The organism is Comamonas thiooxydans, assembly GCF_002157685.2.
Taxonomy (GTDB): domain Bacteria; phylum Pseudomonadota; class Gammaproteobacteria; order Burkholderiales; family Burkholderiaceae_C; genus Comamonas; species Comamonas testosteroni_H.
The window spans coordinates 452,690-471,098 of the sequence record NZ_AP026738.1 but is presented as its reverse complement, the minus strand read 5'-3'; the positions used below and the strand labels follow the sequence as shown (position 1 = coordinate 471,098).

19 protein-coding genes are annotated in these 18,409 nt (G+C 64.1%); 5 read left to right on the top strand and 14 right to left on the bottom strand.

The window, feature by feature from the left end; all coding sequences use genetic code 11:
• Nucleotides 1-19: 19 nt before the first annotated feature.
• The 11 genes from flgK to CTR2_RS02115 form a co-directional block, all read right to left on the bottom strand.
• Nucleotides 20-1,966, bottom strand: a complete 1,947-nt coding sequence (gene flgK, locus CTR2_RS02165) for a flagellar hook-associated protein FlgK (RefSeq protein ID WP_087085296.1) — start codon at nucleotides 1,964-1,966, stop codon at nucleotides 20-22.
• On the bottom strand, nucleotides 1,963-2,991 hold the full coding sequence (flgJ, locus tag CTR2_RS02160) for a flagellar assembly peptidoglycan hydrolase FlgJ (protein ID WP_057094470.1): 1,029 nt from the start codon (nucleotides 2,989-2,991) through the stop codon (nucleotides 1,963-1,965). Before flgJ ends, flgK begins: the two co-directional genes overlap by 4 nt.
• Complete coding sequence (locus CTR2_RS02155) at nucleotides 2,988-4,136, bottom strand: flagellar basal body P-ring protein FlgI (protein WP_003065520.1); 1,149 nt, start codon at nucleotides 4,134-4,136, stop codon at nucleotides 2,988-2,990. Before CTR2_RS02155 ends, flgJ begins: the two co-directional genes overlap by 4 nt.
• 20 nt (nucleotides 4,137-4,156) lie before the next feature.
• A complete protein-coding gene (locus CTR2_RS02150) occupies nucleotides 4,157-4,864 on the bottom strand; it encodes a flagellar basal body L-ring protein FlgH (RefSeq protein ID WP_087085297.1) in 708 nt (235 codons plus the stop codon).
• 170 nt (nucleotides 4,865-5,034) lie between these two features.
• Nucleotides 5,035-5,817, bottom strand: coding sequence for a flagellar basal-body rod protein FlgG (gene flgG / locus CTR2_RS02145; RefSeq protein WP_003065524.1), 783 nt, complete (start codon nucleotides 5,815-5,817; stop codon nucleotides 5,035-5,037).
• Nucleotides 5,818-5,835: 18 nt separating this feature from the next.
• Nucleotides 5,836-6,576 (bottom strand): flagellar basal body rod protein FlgF, encoded by a 741-nt coding sequence (locus CTR2_RS02140; RefSeq protein WP_003065527.1) that lies wholly within the window; start codon nucleotides 6,574-6,576, stop codon nucleotides 5,836-5,838.
• Between the two features lie 69 nt (nucleotides 6,577-6,645).
• Nucleotides 6,646-7,914 carry a flagellar hook protein FlgE gene (gene flgE / locus CTR2_RS02135; protein WP_087085298.1) on the bottom strand — a complete coding sequence of 423 codons (1,269 nt, stop codon included), beginning with the start codon at nucleotides 7,912-7,914 and terminating at the stop codon, nucleotides 6,646-6,648.
• A gap of 14 nt (nucleotides 7,915-7,928) precedes the next feature.
• Nucleotides 7,929-8,591, bottom strand: coding sequence for a flagellar hook assembly protein FlgD (locus CTR2_RS02130; RefSeq protein WP_087085299.1), 663 nt, complete (start codon nucleotides 8,589-8,591; stop codon nucleotides 7,929-7,931).
• Nucleotides 8,592-8,607: 16 nt separating this feature from the next.
• Complete coding sequence (gene flgC, locus CTR2_RS02125; RefSeq protein WP_003059205.1) at nucleotides 8,608-9,012, bottom strand: flagellar basal body rod protein FlgC; 405 nt, start codon at nucleotides 9,010-9,012, stop codon at nucleotides 8,608-8,610.
• A 16-nt stretch (nucleotides 9,013-9,028) separates the two neighbouring features.
• Entirely contained in the window at nucleotides 9,029-9,442 is a 414-nt protein-coding gene (gene flgB, locus CTR2_RS02120; RefSeq protein ID WP_003065531.1) for a flagellar basal body rod protein FlgB, read from the bottom strand.
• 13 nt (nucleotides 9,443-9,455) lie between these two features.
• Entirely contained in the window at nucleotides 9,456-9,647 is a 192-nt protein-coding gene (locus CTR2_RS02115; protein ID WP_140401084.1) for a hypothetical protein, read from the bottom strand.
• On the opposite strand from CTR2_RS02115, the gene flgA reads away from it, so the two are divergent.
• From flgA to CTR2_RS02100, 3 genes are all read left to right on the top strand, one after another.
• Entirely contained in the window at nucleotides 9,646-10,404 is a 759-nt protein-coding gene (gene flgA / locus CTR2_RS02110; RefSeq protein ID WP_087085300.1) for a flagellar basal body P-ring formation chaperone FlgA, read from the top strand. The genes CTR2_RS02115 and flgA overlap by 2 nt on opposite strands.
• Nucleotides 10,405-10,521: 117 nt before the next feature.
• Nucleotides 10,522-10,836 carry a flagellar biosynthesis anti-sigma factor FlgM gene (gene flgM, locus CTR2_RS02105; protein ID WP_003065535.1) on the top strand — a complete coding sequence of 105 codons (315 nt, stop codon included), beginning with the start codon at nucleotides 10,522-10,524 and terminating at the stop codon, nucleotides 10,834-10,836.
• A 38-nt stretch (nucleotides 10,837-10,874) separates the two neighbouring features.
• Complete coding sequence (locus CTR2_RS02100; protein ID WP_003065537.1) at nucleotides 10,875-11,237, top strand: hypothetical protein; 363 nt, start codon at nucleotides 10,875-10,877, stop codon at nucleotides 11,235-11,237.
• Nucleotides 11,238-11,575: 338 nt separating this feature from the next.
• On the opposite strand, the gene CTR2_RS02095 is transcribed toward CTR2_RS02100, so the two are convergent.
• Nucleotides 11,576-13,048 (bottom strand): aminotransferase-like domain-containing protein, encoded by a 1,473-nt coding sequence (locus CTR2_RS02095; RefSeq protein WP_087085302.1) that lies wholly within the window; start codon nucleotides 13,046-13,048, stop codon nucleotides 11,576-11,578.
• Nucleotides 13,049-13,430: 382 nt separating this feature from the next.
• On the opposite strand from CTR2_RS02095, the gene CTR2_RS02090 reads away from it, so the two are divergent.
• Together CTR2_RS02090 and CTR2_RS02085 are read left to right on the top strand one after the other, a co-directional pair.
• The gene (locus CTR2_RS02090) at nucleotides 13,431-14,609 is read left to right on the top strand and encodes an aminotransferase-like domain-containing protein (protein ID WP_087085303.1); all 1,179 of its coding nucleotides are present in this window, start codon (nucleotides 13,431-13,433) and stop codon (nucleotides 14,607-14,609) included.
• A gap of 232 nt (nucleotides 14,610-14,841) precedes the next feature.
• Nucleotides 14,842-15,768 (top strand): PhzF family phenazine biosynthesis protein, encoded by a 927-nt coding sequence (locus CTR2_RS02085; RefSeq protein ID WP_087085750.1) that lies wholly within the window; start codon nucleotides 14,842-14,844, stop codon nucleotides 15,766-15,768.
• Nucleotides 15,769-15,771: 3 nt separating this feature from the next.
• On the opposite strand, the gene CTR2_RS02080 is transcribed toward CTR2_RS02085, so the two are convergent.
• The gene (locus CTR2_RS02080) at nucleotides 15,772-16,431 is read right to left on the bottom strand and encodes an ABC transporter ATP-binding protein (RefSeq protein WP_087085304.1); all 660 of its coding nucleotides are present in this window, start codon (nucleotides 16,429-16,431) and stop codon (nucleotides 15,772-15,774) included.
• 157 nt (nucleotides 16,432-16,588) lie between these two features.
• Nucleotides 16,589-18,241: an ABC transporter permease gene (locus CTR2_RS02075; RefSeq protein ID WP_087085305.1), complete on the bottom strand. Its 1,653-nt coding sequence runs from the start codon at nucleotides 18,239-18,241 to the stop codon at nucleotides 16,589-16,591.
• Nucleotides 18,242-18,409 lie beyond the last annotated feature (168 nt).

Sequence of the window (18,409 nt, the reverse complement as noted above, 5' to 3'; positions counted from 1 at the left end):
GTTCTCCGGCTGTAGGGGGTTAACGGCCAACGGCCTGGATCACGCTGTCAAAAATGCCCTGAGCCACCTGCAGCATCTTGGCCGAGGCCTGGTAGGACTGCTGGTACTGCAACAGCTTGGCGGCTTCTTCGTCCAGATTGACACCGGACACGGCGGTGCGATCGCCCTCCAGATTCTTGGCAATCGAGTCGGACAGCTTGGCTGCATAGGCCGCGCTTTGCGTGCGCGTGCCGATCTGCGCCATGGCGGTGGAAAAGCCGTCGCTGAGCGTTGTCGCGCCATCGAAGATCACGGCGTCGCGTAACGACAGGAAGGAGCTGGCATTGCCCGTATCCGAGCTGTAGAAGCTGTTGGGACCGAAGCTCACGGTATCGCTGGTGGCACCATTCACCGCAGGCGTGCCGGTGAGGGTCACCTTGATCCCCGGAGCCAGCTCGATGGCCTGCCCGGAGATATAGGCGCCTGTCGCAGCCACGCCGCTGGGGGCTGGCGTGATGGTATAGGTCATGCCGCCCGCCCCATCGGGAGCGAAAGACAGGGTGGTGCCCGCGGGGAAGGCGGCGGCATCGAAGCCTTTTTCCACCTTCAGGCTGGACATGCGGACGGCTGCGTCGCCCAGCGAGTTGATCTTGGCCGACACCGGATTGGCCACCGCCAGATCGTTGCCGGAATGCACCATGGTCTGAATATCGTGCGCCGCCGATGCCACAGGGCTGAACAGCACGGACTGGCCGGCCTGGCCATCGTTCTTGAGATCGAACTGCAGACCGTCAATCGTCATGCCGCGCAGATCCGTCAGATCGTTGAAGGCCGTGGTCTGGCCATCCGACAGGCGCACCACCTTGCCCTTGGGCGCATCGTTGCCGAAAACGATCTTGTAATCCGAAGCCTTGAGTGCGCTCGAGTCCTTGACCGTGACCGTGGGCGTATCGGGCTGCACCCATTGAGCCCCCGTGGTGGAGCCGGTGGTCGTCATCGGAATATTGAACAGCGCCCCGCCTTTCTGACCCGACAAGGTCAGGCCCAGCTGATTCTGGGTATTGAGCGTATCGCCGATCGAGATCACCATGCGCCCCAGCAGGTTGCGCCCCTCGCTCAGGTCGTTGTTCTGAAACTGCAGCAGACCGGCAATCTCGCCGCCACCAGCCATGGCCGGAGTCAGCTCCACGGGCTGCCCGCCCTGCTGCTGGAAATACAGGCTCATCTTGCCGCTGCCGGGGTACTGCGTGGACTCCTGCAGGCTGAGCTTGGCCGCGCTCTGCCCCAGCACCAGCGGCTGGCTGCCGCCCACGAACAGGCTGATGGAGCCATCGCCGGCGTCGACCTGCGAGGTCTGCACGTATTTGTTGATGTCGCGCACCAGCTGATCGCGCTGATCGAGCAGGTCATTGGGCGTGTGGCCCGTGGCGATGGCGCTGCTGATCTGGCCATTGAGCGCCGCCACCTGTTGGGACAGACTGTTGACCACATTCACGTCATTGCTCATCTGCTGGCGCGTGCTGTAGTCCATCTCGTCGAGCTGGGCCGAAGCCGAGCGGAAGCGCGCGGCCAGTTCGCTCATGCGTGTCAGCACCACCTGGCGTGCCGAAGAGTCGGTAGGAGCGCTGCTGACATCGGCAAACGCATTCATCATGTCGTTGATGGCCGCGCCCAGGCCGTTGGTTCCGCCGGAGAACACTTCCTGCAACTGGTTGAGCGAGTTCGAGCGCGCGGAGTCTGCGGCACTGGCGGCGGTGGCCGCCGTGGCCTGACGGTTGAGCAGCTCGCTGAAGTTGCGCAAGATGGTCGCCACATCGGCGCCATTGCCGATATAGCCATTGCCGATGTTCTGGCCCGCCGAGGTCTGGAAGGCCACGCTCTGGCGCGAGTAGCCAGCGGTGTTGACGTTGGCGATGTTGTGCCCTGTGGTTTGCAGGGCGATCTGGTTGGCCATCAGGGCGCGTGCGCCCACGTTCAGAAGACTCATGACTGGTTCTCGGTGATCTTGTTGATCTGGGCGGCACGGGCGCTGGCGCCCAGACGGCTTGCGACGTTGGTGCTGCTGTTGCCGGCGTTGGCGACTGTGACCTGGGCCACGCTCTGGATGGCGCGGCTAAGCTTTTGCGCATAGGCCGGATCGGTGGCGTAGCCTGCCTTTTGCAGCTCGCTGGCATAGGCCTGGGCAGAGCCGGTCTGGGCCATGGCTTTTTCGTAGCGCGGATTGCTGCCGATCAGACGTGCGTAGTCGCGGAAGGACTCCTCGTAGGAGTCATAGGCGCGGAATTTGGCCGTCACCTTCTTGGGCGCGCCATTGATGTATTCGGTGGTCGTGACTTCAGCGACCTTGCCCGTCCAGCTGCCACCGGCCTTGATGCCGAACAGGTTGAACGAGTTGCTGCCGTCCTTGTTGCGGATCTCGCTCCTGCCCCAGCCCGTCTCATGACCGGCCTGGCCGATCATGTAGTGGGCCGGGATGCCGCTCTCGCTGGCCACACGCTGGGCCGCGCCGGTGTGCGCGGTAACGAAGTTGTCGCGACCCTTGGGAGCCGGTGCATAGGCATTGATCGATTGCGCAGCCTGGCTGCGGCTGCCGCTCCAGGCACCGTTGCTGCCCACATTGCGCCAGGCGTTGCGGCTCAGGCTCAGTGTGGAAGGCACGGCAATTTCGGCATCCTCGGCGGCGTCGACTCCCATGCTGCGCGCCAGCTGCTTGCTGATGGCATCGGTGAGACCGCCCGGCTGGCCCGCCATGGCCACCGAGAGCTGCTGATCCAGCAGGTCGGTACTGAGATTGCCCTGCGCGCTGTCGAGCAGGCCGGACTTCATGGTCGCCTCGCGCATACTCTTGATCATCTCGCGCATGAACAGCGATTCCAGCTGCTTGGCGGTCTCGCGCGCGGCCTGCGGGCTGTTCTCGCCGGCAGCCGTCTTGAGCGCATTGAGCGAACGTGCATCCACGGCCAGGGCATTGCTGGCCGCCAGGGATGAAGAATGGGGCAATGACGTGCTCATATCACCTCCAGCTCGGCGTCCATGGCGCCAGCGGCCTTGATGGCCTGCAGGATGGCCAGCAGGTCCTGGGGCGTTGCGCCCAGTGAATTCAGTGCCCGCACCACATCGGTGAGCTGGGGCGAGTTGGGCATGTTGATGACCTTGCCGGGCTCCTGCTTGACCTGGATGTCGGACTTCTGCGCCACCACGGTCTGCCCCTGCGAGAACGGTGCGGGCTGGCTGATGACCGGCGTGGTGCTGATGGTGATGGACAGGTTTCCGTGCGCAATCGCGCAGGGGCCCAGGGTCACCGCCTGATTGAGCACGATGGAGCCGGTGCGGGCATTGATGACCACCTTGGCCGCCGGCTTGGAGGTCTCGATGGGCATCTCCTGAATCTCGGCGATCATGCGCACGCGCGAGCCCGGATCGATGGGGGCATTGACCTGCACCGTGCGGCCGTCCAATGCCATGGCCGTACCGGCCCCCATGCGCTGGTTGATGGCGCGCACCATCTTGTCGGCAGTCTGGAAGTCGGTCTGATTCAGACCCAGCGTGATCGTGTTGCCCTGGTTGACGGGGGTGGGCACGGCACGCTCGACCTGCGCGCCCTGCGGCACGCGGCCCGCGTTGAGGTGATTGACCTGCACCTTGGAGCCGCCGGCCGCCGCTCCGGCTCCGCCGACCACCACATTGCCCTGTGCCAGCGCATAGATCTCGCCGTCCGCGCCGCGCAGTGGTGTCGCCACCAGCGTGCCGCCCTTGAGCGACTTGGCGTTGCCCATGGAGGAGACATTGATGTCGATGGCCTGGCCGGGCTGTGCAAAGGCCGGCAGCTCGGCCGTGATGATCACCGCCGCCACGTTCTTGAGCTGCAGCTGGGCCGCATTGCCCGTGGCCGGCAGGGCAATGCCCATCTGCTCCAGGTAATTGGCCAGTGCCTGCTTGGTATAGGGCATCTGCGTGGTCTGGTCGCCCGTGCCGTCGAGGCCGACCACCAGACCGTAGCCTGTCAACTGGTTGCTGCGCACGCCCTGGATGGCGGCAACCTCCTTGATGCGTGTGGCATGCGCAGGCAGGGTGAGCCCGCTGGCGCCAAGGGCTGCGACCACCAGCAAGGCGGTGTGCGCAGGGCGCAGTGACAGGAGCGTGGACAGTACTTTCATACCGCCCATTCTCGGAAGAATCAGAACGGCATAACGTTCAAAAAGAACCGGGACAACCAGCCAATTGACTGGGCTTCACCGGCCTGGCCACGGCTGCGCGACTCCACGCGCAGATTGGCCACCTGGGTCGATGCCACGGTGCTGCCTGGACGCAGCGAGCGCGGGTCCACCGTGCCCGTGAAACGCAGCACATCGACGTTATGGTTCACGCCGATCTGCTTCTCGCCGGCAATCACCAGATGGCCGTTGGGCAGCACATCGACCACGGTGGTGGCAATCGAGCCCGTGAAGGTGTTGTTGCTGCTGGTGGCACCCGAGCCCTTGAAGTCGTTCTTGCTCTCGGCCCCCAGGGTGAGCGCATCGGCAACCGTCTTCTCGGCGCCGCCCCTGAGCAGCGGCAGCGAGGTGATGCCCGTGCTCAGCTCGTTGGCACGTCCGACCTTGGAGTCCGTGCTCTGGCTGGCCGAAACGCGCTCGACGATCTGCACCGTCACCGAGTCGCCCACCATGCGGGCGCGCTGATCCTCGAACATGGGCCGGTAACGACTGGCGTTGAACAGGCTGCCGGTGGGATTCTGGGCCGTCTGCTCGCGCGGCTGTAGCACGGGAGGCGCCGTCGATGGCATGTCCACGGGCGGCGGCGGATTGAGCGTGACGCAGCCCGAAACCAGCAGGGCCGCAGTGAGGGCACAGACCGGCGGGCAATGGGAAACAATGGCTTTGAACATGGCGGCAAGTCCTTGGCAGTCAGGCGCTTCGCCCCTTGTGCCCTTGCGTGCGCAAGGCACGCTATTTAAACAGGAGCTTATAGCGCTTGCTCAGCAATGAATCTGATGTTGATTTCATCTGAAATTCAGATGCATCAAGCGCAAGCAGCTCCTCAATACATGGTGATCAATCAGAGCTGTGCCAGCTTGGCCAGCATCTGGTCGGAGGTCTGGATCGCCTTGGAATTCATTTCGTAGGCGCGCTGCGTCTGGATCATGGTCACCAGCTCCTGGACCACATTCACGTTCGAGGCTTCCAGATAACCCTGCTGAATCGTGCCCAGACCGTTGGTGCCGGGCGTGCCCTGCTGGGGCTGGCCCGAGGAAGCGGTCTCGACGTAGAGGTTCTGGCCGCGGGGCTCCAGGCCGGCGGCATTGATGAACTGGCTCATCGCGATATTGCCCACCTGCTGCGGCGCAGCCTGGCCGGGCATGGTGACGCTGACCACGCCGTCATGGCTGATGGACACCTTGGTCGCACCCTGCGGGATGGTGATGCCGTTGGCCACGGGCAGGCCGCTGGACGTCACCAGTTGCCCCTGAGCATCGACCTCGAACGAACCGTCGCGGGTATAGGCAATCGTGCCGTCGGGCATATTGACTTCGAAGAAGCCGTTGCCGTTGATGGCCACATCCAGCGCATTGCTCGATTGCTGCAGGCTGCCCTGCAGAAAGTTGCGGCTGGTGGCCACGGTGCGCACGCCCAGGCCCAGATGCAGGCCTGTCGGCAGCTGATTTTGCTCGGTCGTCTGGGAGCCGGACTGGCGCAGGTTCTGATAGATCAGATCCTCGAAGACCGCATTCGCGCGCTTGTAGCCGGTGGTGGAGACGTTGGCCAGATTGTGCGAAATCACGTCCAGCTGCGTCTGCTGGGCTTCCATGCCGGTCTTGGCAATGAACAGCGAATTGATCATGACGTATTCCTTTGGCTATCAGCCGTTCAAGCTCAGCAGCTGGCTGGCGGATTTATCGTTGGTTTCAGCGGTCTGCAGCAACTTCATCTGCTGCTCGAACTGGCGCGAGGCCGCGATCATGCCGACCATGGTTTCGACGGAGTTCACATTCGATCCCTCGATCGAGCCCGACAGCAGGCGCGCTGTTTCATCGTTGGGCAGCGCATCCCCCTGGGCTGCGCGGAAAAAGCCGTCATCGCCGCGCACCAGAGGCTCGTCGACGGGCGGCGTGACCAGCTTGACACGCCCCACGGCCACGGGCAGCTGGTTGCCCATCTTGGCGGTCAGCGTGCCGTCCGAACCCAGGGAGATCGTGGACTCGGGCGGGATGTCGATGGGAGCGCCGCCGTCGGAGAGCACGGCCTGGCCGTTGCTGTTGACCAGTTGCCCTTCGGGCGAGATCTCGAACACGCCGTTGCGCGTATAGGCTTCCTGGCCGTCAAGTCCCTGCACGGCAAACCAGGCGCGCCCCATGGCCATGGCGTCCAGCGCACGGCCGGTGCGTTGGGCAGGGCCGGGAGTGTCCTGATAGCCAGAGGTGGCCTCCAGCGCAAACACGCGAGTGCCGGCTCCCGTGCCCTGCAGCGGCACTGAGCGGAAGGTGGACATCTCGGCCCTGAAGCCGTTGGTGCCCGCATTGGCCAGGTTGTGAGCCAGCACGGCCTGACGCTGGGCTGCCGCATTGGCCCCAGTCATCGACGTATAAATAATTTTGTCCATGCTGACCTTCCTTCCGTCAAATCAATCGCCTTTGCAGCCCCGGCGCAAAGCGCCTCCGGGGCTTACCTGTTATCGCAAGTTCACGAGTGTGGAGAACACCTGATCCTGCGTCTTGATGGTCTGGGCGTTGGCCTGGTAGGAGCGCTGCGCCGTCATCATGTTGACCAGCTCGGCCGTCAGGTCCACGTTGGACTCTTCCAGCGCGCCCGACTGCAGCGAGCCGAAGGTGCCGGTCTGGGCCGAACCATTGAGCGCAGGGCCGGAGTCGGAGGTGGCAACCCATTTGTTGTTGCCGATGGAGCCCAGACCCTGGGTATTGGTAAAGGCCGCCAGAGCGATCTGGCCTTCGGTGCGCGTGACGCCGTTGGAGTAGGAGGCCACGATGGAGCCGTCGCGGCCCACATTGATACCCGTCAGTGCGCCCGAGGTATAGCCGTCCTGCTTGAGGCTGCTGACGGCAAACTTGGTGCCGAACTGGGTCAGACCGCCGAAATCGAACGCAACATTGAAGGGCTGCAGGCCGTTGGGATTGGCCGTGCCGCCACTGACGCTGAGATTCAGCGTGGTGCCCGAACCTGTGGTCGGTGCATTGGGGGTGACGCTGGTGAGCTTGCCGCTCGCGTCGAACACGGCCTTGCCGATGGGCGTGGCCGTGGCATCGAGCGAGTCGAAGACATTCCAGGTGTTGCCTGTGGCGTCTTTCTCGAAATACAGATTGACCGGTATCGCCGTGCCCTGGGTGTCATACACATTCAGCGAGGTGCCATAGGTGGCACGCGGCGTGGCAGCAACAGGAGGCGTGGCTGTCGCGTCGCCGGCGGCCGCCGTGGCGCGTGCATCCAGATTCAGCTCCACATTCACCTTGGATGTCTGCTTGGCGGGAATCGGCTGCCCTGTGGGAAAGCTCATCGGCACAGGCGTGGCACCCGACTGGATCTTGCCGGTCGAAGGATCCACCACATAGCCCATGACATTGTCGTTGTCCACGGTCTTGAGGTTGCCCTCCTTGTCCAGACCGAAGTTGCCGGCGCGCGTGTAGGCGATGCTGCCGTCGCTTTGCTTGACGACGAAAAAGCCGTTGCCGTTGATGGCGATGTCCAGGTTGTTGCCCGTCGAAGTGATGGAGCCCTGCCTGAACTGCTGGGACACGGAGGCCACGTTGACGCCGATGCCGCTGCTCTGGCCACTGGCCGAGCCGATGGCGCTGGCGATCATCTCGGCAAAGTCAGCGCGCGAGGCCTTGAAGCCCGTGGTGTTGGAGTTGGCGATGTTGTGGCCGATGACGTCCAGATTCTTGCTGGCGGCGTTCAAGCCGGAGAGACCTTGTTGAAAACCCATGATGTGTTCCTCAATCAGTAAACGGCCTTGACGCCGGAATAAGCCACGCTGCTGCCGTTATCGAGCTCCAGCGACAAAGAGCCATTGGCCGAGCTGGCGGCGATCACGGCATGGGGCGCCAGCGGTGTGGATGCCACGGCGGTCGTGCCATTGGTGGCAACCACGCTGTAGCGCAGCTGCGAGGAGTCGCCGCTGTACTTGTCCTTGCCTTCCCAGGTGAAGTAGTTGCGACCGGCCGCGCCGGCACCCAGATCGATGGTGTCCACCAGCTCGCCACTGGCCGTGGTGATCTGGATCTTGACGCTGGCTGCCTGGTTTTCCAGATCGAAGGCGGCGGTATGCGTGCCGTCGGCCGCCACGCCCAGGGTGTTGCCCTCGGTCAGCACCGTGCGGCCGATCATGGAAGTGCCCTGCAGCACCTGCATGGCGGAGAACTGGCTGGACATGGACGCCATGGTCTGGTTCAGTTGCTGAATGCCAGTCACGGTGTTGATCTGCGCCATCTGCGAGGTCATTTCCGCGTTGTCCATGGGATTCATGGGGTCCTGGTTGTTGAGCTGGGCCACCAGCAACTTGAGGAAACGGTCCTGCGCCTCGTTGGGGTTGGTCACCGCATTCTTGGTATTGCTGGTGGTGTTGGTCGTGGTGCCGTCCACGCTGCTTGCGCCGTAGATCATGTATGTGTTCCCGGGCTTACTGGCCCATTTGCAGAGTCTTGAGCAGCAGCGTCTTGGCCGTGTTCATGACTTCCACGTTGTTCTGATAGGAGCGTGACGCCGAGATCATGTTGACCATCTCGTCCACGGCGCTCACGTTGGAATGGGTGACATAGCCCTCGCCATCGGCCAGCGGATTGCTGGGGTCGTGGATGCGGCGGCCGGGCGTGTTGTCCTCGCTGATGGCATTGACCTTGACGCCCGCGCTGCCGTCGTTGCCCATGGGCACGGTCTGAAACACGACCTGGCGCGCCTTGTAGACGCTGCCATCGGGGCCGGCCACGGCATCGACGTTGGCCAGATTGGAGGCCACCACGTTCAGGCGCTGGGACTGGGCGCTGACCGCGCTGCCCGAGATATTGAAGATGGAAAACATGGACATGGTTTAGCTCCTGGGCTTACTGGCCTTGAATGGCGCTGAGCATGGTCTTGGCCTGGCCGTTGATGAAGCGCAGCGTGGCTTCGTAGCGCACGGAGTTGTCGACGAAATTGGCGCGCTCGCGATCCAGGTCCACGGTGTTGTTGTCCAGACTGGGCTGGGAATTGACCGAATAGCCGAGCTTGGCCTTGAGCGCCTCGTCCGACATCTGCGCCTGCAGCGGGATATGACCTGCCGTCGTGACGCTGGCCTGGGTCAAGGGCTTGGGCCCGCTGGTCGCGGCCATCAGGGCTTCGCGGAAATTGAAGTCGCGCGCCACATAACCAGGGGTGTCGGCATTGGCGATATTGCTGGCAATCGCACGCTGGCGCTCGGCGCGCAGCAGCAGCGCCTCGCTTTGGAAGTCCAGTCGTTCGGTCATTTTGTTCAGCATTGCGGCCTCGCTTTCAGAATTCGGGGATGCCAGAGCCCACGGACTGCGGCATGCGAGGATTATGAAAATCGGCGGCGCAAACTAAAGCGCGAAGAAAGCGGTATTGCGCTGGCTCTTCAAGCCATTGCGCAAGCCGGGTCACGCCTATATTTGCAGGCATCGTCTGCAGCCTTGCGACTGCGGATACTTCAAAGGATTGATGCATGTCTGGCCGCTTTTCCCTGTTTCTGCGCCTTCGCCCCTCTCAAGGCCTGGCTGCGGCATGGGGTCTCGCCGCGCTGCTGCTGACGGCTGGCGCACAGGCCCAGGATGGCGCGGCGCAGCTCAGCCAGATCGGACAGCGCTTTGTCGATGCGGCTTTGCACCAGCCATCGGCAGAGACCGTGCAGGCCGGCAACGGCATGGCTTTGCGCATGGAGGTTCAGATGGGCCAGCTGGACTCGCGTCTGCGACTGGCAGCCTGCGCCAAGGTCGAGCCCTATCTGCCTGCGGGCAGTCGCCTCTGGGGTCGCACCCGGCTGGGCCTGCGCTGCGTGCAGGGCAGCGTGCCCTGGAACGTGTTCCTGCCCATCACCGTGCGGGCCTATGGCCCGGCCTGGGTGGCCCAGGGCAATATTCCGGCCGGCAAGACGCTGAGCGCCGAAGACGCAGCCCCCGCTGAAGTGGACTGGGCCGAGGACAGCGCCCCCGTCTTCGCCAATGCACAGGATTTCATCGGCATGGTCGCGGCGCGACCGCTGACATCGGGGCAGGCTCTGCGCCAGAACATGGTACGTCCGCCTGCCTTGTTCACAGCGGGATCGCCCGTCCAGGTGATGGTCAACGGCGGCGGCTTCAGCGTTGCCGGCTCAGGCAAGGCAATGACCGCAGCCGGAGAAGGGCAGCAGGTACGGGTTCGCATGGATAATGGCCGCCTTGTCACAGGAACGGTCAATGCCAGTGGCGTGGTTCTGGTTCAATAAAAAGAGAGTGTTCACTCACTTTATCAACCATGCCAAATATTCCTCAAGTTTTACGCGCCCTTGTCGAAAGCAAGGCTACAGCGCCCTACGCCGATACAGGGCGATTGGAGAACCAGCATGAAGATAGGCAATAAGCCGGACCTGCAGCAGACCGCTGCAGCCGCCAAGCAGGCCCCGAAATCCGCCACCACGGTGGCCACCGAAGAATCGACCAAAGGCTTGTCCGAGCGCGCCGCCGGCGTGCCCGTGTCCTTTTCGTCCTCGGCCCGCGCCCTGGACAGCCAAAGCCGCACCAATACGGACTTTGATGCCGATCGCGTCAAGGCCATGCGCGAAGCCATTGCCAATGGCAGCTTCCGCGTCAACGCCGAGGCCGTGGCAGACAAGCTGCTGGCCAATACCGAAGAATTCCTGGTTCACGCTCGCGGCTGAAGCGCCCGCGCCTGAATTCCCTAACAGAGGCTGACCCGATGACCTTGCAGGAAATGCTCGATTCGCTGGATGCGGTGATTCAGACCGTTTCGGCATCGCTGCAGTCACCGGACGCATCCGCGCTGGAACAGTCCAGCACCCGCCTGCGTGACGCCATGGTGGCGTTCTCCCAGCTCGTCAAACGCTTCTCGGCCGACGACTGGACGCCTGCACTGCGCGAGCGTGCACAGAACCTGGACCGCGAAATTTCCCTGGTCCGTGACCAGCTGGCACGGCTTTCCGTGCTCAACCAGCGTCGCACCAAGGCCCTGGTGCCTGCTGCCGAAGACAGCACCTATGAAAGCAGTCTGCGCGGCGCATCGCAGACCGGCCGCGCACGTATCTATCACGCAGCCAGTTAGGCTCGACGCGGAAACTCCAAGCAACACGGGCAACCCGGCACGAGATGCACTGAGTGCACTCAACCACGCCAGCCGCCAAGCGGTGGTCCGCCACCTGACGACTGCGCCTGCAGACATCCCCATGAACCATGGCTTTGCCTGCGTCTATGGCTTTGATGCCCCGGCACAGCCAGCTATGACACACAGACGGCCAGCTGGCTGGCTGGTCCTCGGTGTGGTGGAGGGCGATGCCATAGGCTGGCAGCACCCCATGGAGTTCGACTATCTGATGTCCGACGCCTTTGGCGAGCTGCTGCAGCGCACAGGCGGCCATCTCCATCAGGGTCCGTCCAACTGGGCTAGGACTTCTGTGGCTGGGCCCGCATCTGGGCCACGGTGCGCTCGAAGACACGCCAGAAGGCCGCATCCTGTGTAGTCGCGAAGTTGATGCGCATGCAGGTGCTGGAGCCCCGGCTGGCATGGAACATGGCGCCAGGGGCAATCATGTAGCCCTGATCCAGCAGCAACTGGGTCAGCACCTCGGTATCCACGCCGGTATCCACCCAGCCGAACATGCCCGCAGGTTCGGCCACAAAACGACAGCCGGCGGCCTGGGCCAGCGCCACGCTGCGCGTGCGCGCCTGGGCCAGATGCTGGCGCAGCCGCTCGGCATGGCGGCGCAACTGGCCTTGCTCCATGCACAGGGCCAGGGCCTGCTCCATGGGGGTCGGCGTGGACAGGGTGGACAGCAGCTTGGTGTCCAGCAGTCTCTCGACCAGATCGGGCGGCGCAGCCAGATAGCCCAGGCGCCAGTTGGGCACCAGCACCTTGGCAAAGCCGCTGATGTAGATGCTGCGCTGCAGCCGGTCCAGCACCGTCACGCGCGGCGCGTGATCGGGAGCGATATGGCAGTAGCTATCGTCCTCCACCACATAGAAGCCATGACGCTGTGCCATCTGCAGCACCTCATGGGCGCTTGCCGCGCTCAGGCTGTAGCCCGTGGGGTTGTGCAGCACGCTGACACTCACATAGAGCTTGGGGGCCATGGTCTCGCAATAGCGCTGCATCACCGCCATGTCCGGCCCCTCGGGCCCGCGCGGCACCGGCAGCACGCGCATGCCCATGGCGGCCAGACGTGCATATTCCACCGCCCAGCCCGGCTCTTCCACCATCACCGGATCGCCAGGCTGCAGCAGGGCCCGGCTCACAATATCCAGCGCCTGGGTCGCGCCCAGGGTGGTGATGATCTGGCCCGGCCCCGCCGCGATGCCTATGCGCTGCATGCGCCGCGCCAGCGCCTCGCGCAACCGGCCGTCGCCCATGGGTTCGCCATAGCGCACCAGCGACTCGCGCAGCGCCTGTCCGCTGGTGACCTTGCGCATGGCAGCCACCAGAAAGCCGGCATCCAGCCATTCGGCAGGCAGCACGCCGGCACCGGGCTGGGGCTTGCCGGCCACGCTCTCCACAAACATGCCGCGAATCAGCATGGTGGCGTTGATGCGCGTGCCCGGCGGGATGCCTACAGGGGTATTGATCGCTCCCTCATTGATAGCTATCTGCGCTTTACCATCCTGCATTTGGAGCGGATTTTGCACAATATCCCGCACATAAAAACCGCGTTGCGGTCTGGCCTCGACCAGTCCCTGGGCCTGCAACAGGTCGTAGGCGGCCACCACCGTGTAGGGGCTCACGCCTTGCTGGCGTGCACATTCACGCACCGAAGGCAGGCGCGCGCCTGCGGGCAACAGCCGCGTGCGTATGCGCTCGGCCAGACGCTCGGCCAGTTGCTGGGTCAGGGTCAGAGCCGCCTGGCGGGACAGGGAGATGGACATGGTGATGGACTGCGAACTGTATTGAAGCGGATGCCGATACAGAAGCCATGATTGTGAGACTGTCTGTATAGGCACTGTAATGGTCTCAAGCGTATATTGAGTCCATCAACCTCTCTTGGCCGCCCTCCACACAGGGCTATGGTCACGGTCTGCGGTCTCACCGACTGCAGACCAAACAGTCGCAATTGCCCGCCAGCCCACACAGGCAAACCGGCCGCGACACAATAAGCCCACCTGCTGGTGCATGGTTGCAGCGCTTTGTGCGCCGCAACGATTGCATCCCGAGCCCCAAGCTCGGGCCGGCACATGCCCGACAACGGCGTGAGAATGCACACCGGCCAGCCCTGCCCGGGCTGGCAACGTAGAGATCGAGTACTGTTTTATGACAACCTGGACGCTGGCAGAACGTGCTGCCAAGATGAATTCCTCCGCCATCCGCGAGATCCTCAAGCTGACCGACCGCCCCGGCATCATCAGCATGGCTGGCGGCCTGCCCTCCCCCAAGGCCTTCCCCCTGGATGCGTTCACCGAAGCCTGCCAGACCGTGATGCAGCGCGACGGCGCCGCGGCCCTGCAGTACTCGACCACCGAGGGCTTTGCTCCGCTGCGTCAGGCGATTGCCGACTTCCTGCCCTGGAGCGTCGATCCCGAGCAGATCCTGATCACCACCGGCAGCCAGCAGGCGCTGGACCTGATCGGCAAGGTGTTCCTGGACAAGGGCAGCCGACTGCTGGTCGAAAAGCCCACCTACCTCGGCGCCCTGCAGGCCTTCACCCCCATGGAGCCCGTGGCCGTGGGCGTGGACAGCGATGACGAAGGCATGCTGATCGACGACTTTGCCAAGCAGATCGGCAGCGGCGCCGACAAGGCCCGTCTGGCCTATGTGCTGCCCAACTTCCAGAACCCCACCGGCCGCACCATGAGCGATGCGCGCCGCCAGGCTCTGGTCGAAAAGGCCAGGGAACTGGACATTCCCCTGATCGAGGACAACCCCTACGGCGACCTCTGGTACGAGCAAGAGCCTCATCTGCCCCTGGCTGCACGCAACCCCGAGGGCGTGATCTATATGGGTTCGTTCTCCAAGGTACTGGCCCCCGGCCTGCGCATCGGCTTCATCGTCGCGCCCAAGTCCGTGTACGGCAAGCTGACCCAGGCCAAGCAGGCGGCCGACCTGCACACCCCCAGCTTCAACCAGCGCGTGGTGGCCGAAGTCATCAAGGACGGCTTCCTGGACCGCCATGTGCCCACCATCCGTGCCATGTACAAGGCCCAGCGCGATGTGATGCTGATGGCTCTGGAGCGCGAGATGGCCGGCCTCGACGTGCAATGGACACGTCCCGTGGGTGGCATGTTCCTCTGGGTCAGGCTGCCTGCAGGCATGGATGCCCAGGCCCTGCTGGCCAAGGCCGTGGAGCGCAATATGGCTTTTGTGCCCGGCGCGCCCTTCTATGCCGGCGATGCGCAGAACAACACGCTGCGCCTGTCGTATGTGACGGTGTCTGCCGAGCAGATCAATATCGGCATCAAGTCCCTGGCCGAAGCCATCAAGGCCAGCCTCTGATCTGAAAGCTCCCCCTGAGGCGCTCCGCGCCTAGGCGGCCCCGCCTTCCCCCTCTCTCGCTTCGCGGGAGGGGGACGACGCCATCGCCGCAAGGCGGCTCTTGCTCAGCGTCTCTGATACCCCATGGCATGTGCAATGCCTCATCAACCGGCCCTGCGCCGGTTTTTCTTTTTGCCGACAATCGCTGCCCATGCCCGCCAACGTCTCAACCAGCCCCATCTCCCGTCCCTATATGACCGTGGACGTGTTCACGCCTACCGCGCTGCTCGGCAACCCCGTGGCCGTGGTGCTGGCTGCCGATGGCTTGAGCGAGGCCCAGATGCAGGCCTTTGCGCGTTGGACCAATCTGTCGGAAACCACCTTTGTGCTGCAGCCCACGCCCGAGGGGCTGGCTGCGGGCGCCGACTACCAGCTGCGGATCTTCACGCCCGCGGGCGAGCTGGCTTTTGCCGGCCACCCCACGCTGGGCAGCTGCCATGCCTGGCTGGCCCAGGGCGGCCAGCCGCGCAACCCCGAGCAGGTACTGCAGGAATGTAGAAAAGGCCTGGTAGCCATTGGCTGCGATGCGAAATGCGCTCTTTTTTTCGAAGCACCTTCACTCGACTCACAGGAGGTTTCCGAAGAGGAGCTGGCCCCCGTGCTGCAGGCTCTGGGCCTGCAGCGTGAGCAACTGCTGATGGCTCGCAGCCTCTACAACGGCTCGCCCTGGCTGGGAATGCTGCTGGACCACCCCGATACAGTTCTGAGTGTGGAGCCAGACTTTGGAGCGCTCAAGAGGCTGGGGGCCAAAGCCGGTCTGGCGGCCATTTACGAGGTGCAAGAGGATGCCCCGCTGATTGGCCGCTCCAGCCGCGAGGCCCGCGCTTTTGCCAAGCAGGCTGAAGAGGCCGCTCATGTAAAAGTGACCTCAGCTCAGCCACGCCTTGAAGTACGAGCCCTGGTCGGCGAGACCGCCAGCGAAGATCCTGTCACCGGCAGCCTGAATGCGGCGCTGGCCCAATGGCTGACCGGCGAAGGTCTGCTGCAGACGCCCTATATCGCCGCGCAAGGCGTTTGCGTGGGGCGTGACGGACAGGTTCATGTGCAGACCGCCGCCAACGGCAAGCTCTGGGTGGGCGGCCACACCGTGACCGTCACCTCAGGCCGCGTCCTGCTTTAAACCTCAGGGCTGGGCCGGCGTCATCCTGCAGATCTGGTCGGCCATGGTTTCGGCCTCCTGCGCGTTGTGCGTGACCAGAATCGCCGTCTGCCCGGTAGCCCGCAGAATATCGCGCACCTCCAGCGTCAGGCGCTCGCGGGTGGCGGCATCGAGATTGGAAAATGGCTCATCAAGCAGCAGCAAGGCCGGGGACGGCGCCAGGGCTCGCGCCAGCGCCACACGCTGCTGCTGACCGCCGGACAGCTCGTGCGGGAACTTGCTACCTGAATTCGCCAGTCCCACCACGGCCAGCAGCTCCTGCACACGCTTGTCGCGCTCTGGCTTGCCCATGCGGCGCAGGCCGAAGCCCACGTTCTGCACGGCCGTCAAATGCGGGAACAGCCCGTACTCCTGAAACATCATGCCCACATGGCGCTGCTCGGGAGGCAGATGCGTGCCGGGGCCGGAGAGCAATATCTTGCCCAGATGTATGCTGCCCGCACGCACCGGCTCGAAGCCCGCGATCGCACGCAGCACGGAGGTCTTGCCGCAGCCCGAGGGCCCCAGCAGGCTGGCGATATGACCTGCAGGCACCTGCAGATCAAAGCCCTGCAGCACGGTGTGCAAGCCCTTGGGCGTGTCATAGCCCAGTTCCAGCTGCGCAATTTGTAGAGAGGCGGTCATGCAGTCACTTCATCACGACCTACGCAAAGCCGGTTCAGGCAAGACGACTGCCTCAGGAGGCAGACCGTTGCAGCCTTCTTGCTTGCGTAAGTTCTATTCATATTCAATAGCTGCCTGCGCAATACCCATAAGCGCTTGAGCCGATTTTCATGCATATTCATCGCGGGCCACCCGACAGCTGCGTGCGCGCCAGCAGCATGACGGGAACCAGCCCCGCGATCACAATGCACAGCGCGGCGATCGCGCCCTCTTCATAGGTGCCGCGCGCGGCTTCTGCATAGAGCCAGGTGGCCAGGGTGTCGAAATCGGCCGGGCGCAGCAGCAATGTGGCGGGCAGCTCCTTCATGGCGTCGACAAACACCAGCATGGCACTGGTGGCCATGGCGGGCCGCAGCAGCGGCAGGTGTACGCGGCGCAGCGTGCCCAGGCGGCTTTCGCCCAGCAGACGCGAGGCCTGCTCCAGCGTCGGCGGGATACGCGCCAGCCCGGCCTCGATACCGCCCACGGGCATGACCAGAAAGCGAATCACGCAGGCAGCCACCAGCACAATGCCCTGCCCCATCAGCGGCAGGCCGTCCATGCCGAACAGCTGGGCCAGCCCGGCGTCGAACGCCAGCGCCGGCGTCAACAGGCCAATGGCCAGCACCGTGCCCGGCACGGCGTAGCCCAGTGCCGCCAGTTGCGCAGGCCAGCGTGAGGGCGCTCGCGTGCTGATGCCGGTGCGCGTGGCCCAGGCCACGACAAGACCCGCGGCCACCGCGATCACGGTCACGCCCAGCGCCAGCCCCAGCGTGTTGAGCAGACTGGAGACCAGGCCCTCGGACACGCCCGAACCCTGCACCAGACGCTTGCCGCTTTCCCAGGCCAGATAGGCAGCTGGCGCGGCAAAGCCGATCAGCACCGGCAGACTGCAGGCCAGCGTGGCCAGCCAGGCCCTGCCTGTGGGCAGGCGGTGTGGCGCTATGGCCCGCATGCGCTGGGCAGAGCCAAAGCGCTGGCGGCTGCGGCCCTGACGCTCCAACCAGACCAGGGCCACCACGGCCAGCAGCATGGAGCAGGCAATCTGCGCGGCACCAGCCAGATCGGAACGCGTGACCCAGGTGGTGTAGATCGACACCGTGAGCGTGTGCACGCCCAGAAACTCGGACGCACCGATATCGTTGAGTGTCTCCAGCAGCGCCAGGCTCAGACCCACGACCAGTGCCGGTCGCGCCATGGGCAGGGCCACGCGCCAAAAAGCACCCCAGCGGGTCTCACCCAGCGAGCGTGCGGCTTCCATCAGATGCGCCGGCTGGGTCATGAACATGGCCCGAGCCGTCATATACACATAGGGGTAGAGCGTGAACCCCAGCACGAAGATCGCACCGCCCATGGAGCGCAGATCGGGCAGGCGCCACTGACGCGGGCTGTCGTAGCCCAGCAGCCAGCGCAGCGCGCCCTGCACCGGGCCTATGGGGTGAAGCAGATCCAGATAGGCAAAGGCCACGATATAGGCCGGCATGGCCAGTGGCAGCAGCAGCGCCCAATGCAGCCAGCGCCGCCCCGGAAAATCACAGGCTGTCACCAGCCAGGCACAACCCGTGCCCACCAGCAGCACCACCATGCCCACCCCGCCCAGCAGCCAGGCCGTATTGGCCGCGGCATCGGGCAGCACATAGCGCAGCAGATCCTGCCAGTGCGCCCAGTCCGCCCCCAGCGCCAGCCAGGCCAGCGAGGCAATGGGCGCAAACACCCCCAGCGCAATCAACCAGCTTGCGCCCTGCCACACCGGACCGACGGGCCTGAGCCCTGAACGAAAAAAAGAAAACATCAACTGCGCAAGAAAAACTGCCGCACCCAAAAACCAAAAAGCTGCGCCCCAAAAATAGGACACAGCACTCGATGAGGCACACCCCAACTCAGAGATGCCAAGCAAGGGCCGCCCCGCAGCGATGCCAGCGTCCCCCTCCCTTAGCGCGCAGCGCGTAGAGCGAGGGGG

Coding starts and splice junctions, on each gene's coding strand:
- flgA (WP_087085300.1), top strand. CDS start 9,646: ATGTCTGGCCGCTTTTCCCTGTTTCTGCGCCTTCGCCCCTCTCAAGGC.
- CTR2_RS02155 (WP_003065520.1), bottom strand. CDS start 4,136: ATGAAAGTACTGTCCACGCTCCTGTCACTGCGCCCTGCGCACACCGCC.
- CTR2_RS02150 (WP_087085297.1), bottom strand. CDS start 4,864: ATGTTCAAAGCCATTGTTTCCCATTGCCCGCCGGTCTGTGCCCTCACT.
- flgJ (WP_057094470.1), bottom strand. CDS start 2,991: ATGAGCACGTCATTGCCCCATTCTTCATCCCTGGCGGCCAGCAATGCC.
- CTR2_RS02095 (WP_087085302.1), bottom strand. CDS start 13,048: ATGTCCATCTCCCTGTCCCGCCAGGCGGCTCTGACCCTGACCCAGCAA.
- CTR2_RS02140 (WP_003065527.1), bottom strand. CDS start 6,576: ATGGACAAAATTATTTATACGTCGATGACTGGGGCCAATGCGGCAGCC.
- flgE (WP_087085298.1), bottom strand. CDS start 7,914: ATGGGTTTTCAACAAGGTCTCTCCGGCTTGAACGCCGCCAGCAAGAAT.
- flgC (WP_003059205.1), bottom strand. CDS start 9,012: ATGTCCATGTTTTCCATCTTCAATATCTCGGGCAGCGCGGTCAGCGCC.
- CTR2_RS02080 (WP_087085304.1), bottom strand. CDS start 16,431: ATGACCGCCTCTCTACAAATTGCGCAGCTGGAACTGGGCTATGACACG.
- flgB (WP_003065531.1), bottom strand. CDS start 9,442: ATGCTGAACAAAATGACCGAACGACTGGACTTCCAAAGCGAGGCGCTG.
- CTR2_RS02100 (WP_003065537.1), top strand. CDS start 10,875: ATGACCTTGCAGGAAATGCTCGATTCGCTGGATGCGGTGATTCAGACC.
- CTR2_RS02090 (WP_087085303.1), top strand. CDS start 13,431: ATGACAACCTGGACGCTGGCAGAACGTGCTGCCAAGATGAATTCCTCC.
- CTR2_RS02130 (WP_087085299.1), bottom strand. CDS start 8,591: ATGATCTACGGCGCAAGCAGCGTGGACGGCACCACGACCAACACCACC.
- flgG (WP_003065524.1), bottom strand. CDS start 5,817: ATGATCAATTCGCTGTTCATTGCCAAGACCGGCATGGAAGCCCAGCAG.
- flgM (WP_003065535.1), top strand. CDS start 10,522: ATGAAGATAGGCAATAAGCCGGACCTGCAGCAGACCGCTGCAGCCGCC.
- flgK (WP_087085296.1), bottom strand. CDS start 1,966: ATGAGTCTTCTGAACGTGGGCGCACGCGCCCTGATGGCCAACCAGATC.
- CTR2_RS02115 (WP_140401084.1), bottom strand. CDS start 9,647: ATGCATCAATCCTTTGAAGTATCCGCAGTCGCAAGGCTGCAGACGATG.
- CTR2_RS02085 (WP_087085750.1), top strand. CDS start 14,842: ATGACCGTGGACGTGTTCACGCCTACCGCGCTGCTCGGCAACCCCGTG.
- CTR2_RS02075 (WP_087085305.1), bottom strand. CDS start 18,241: ATGTTTTCTTTTTTTCGTTCAGGGCTCAGGCCCGTCGGTCCGGTGTGG.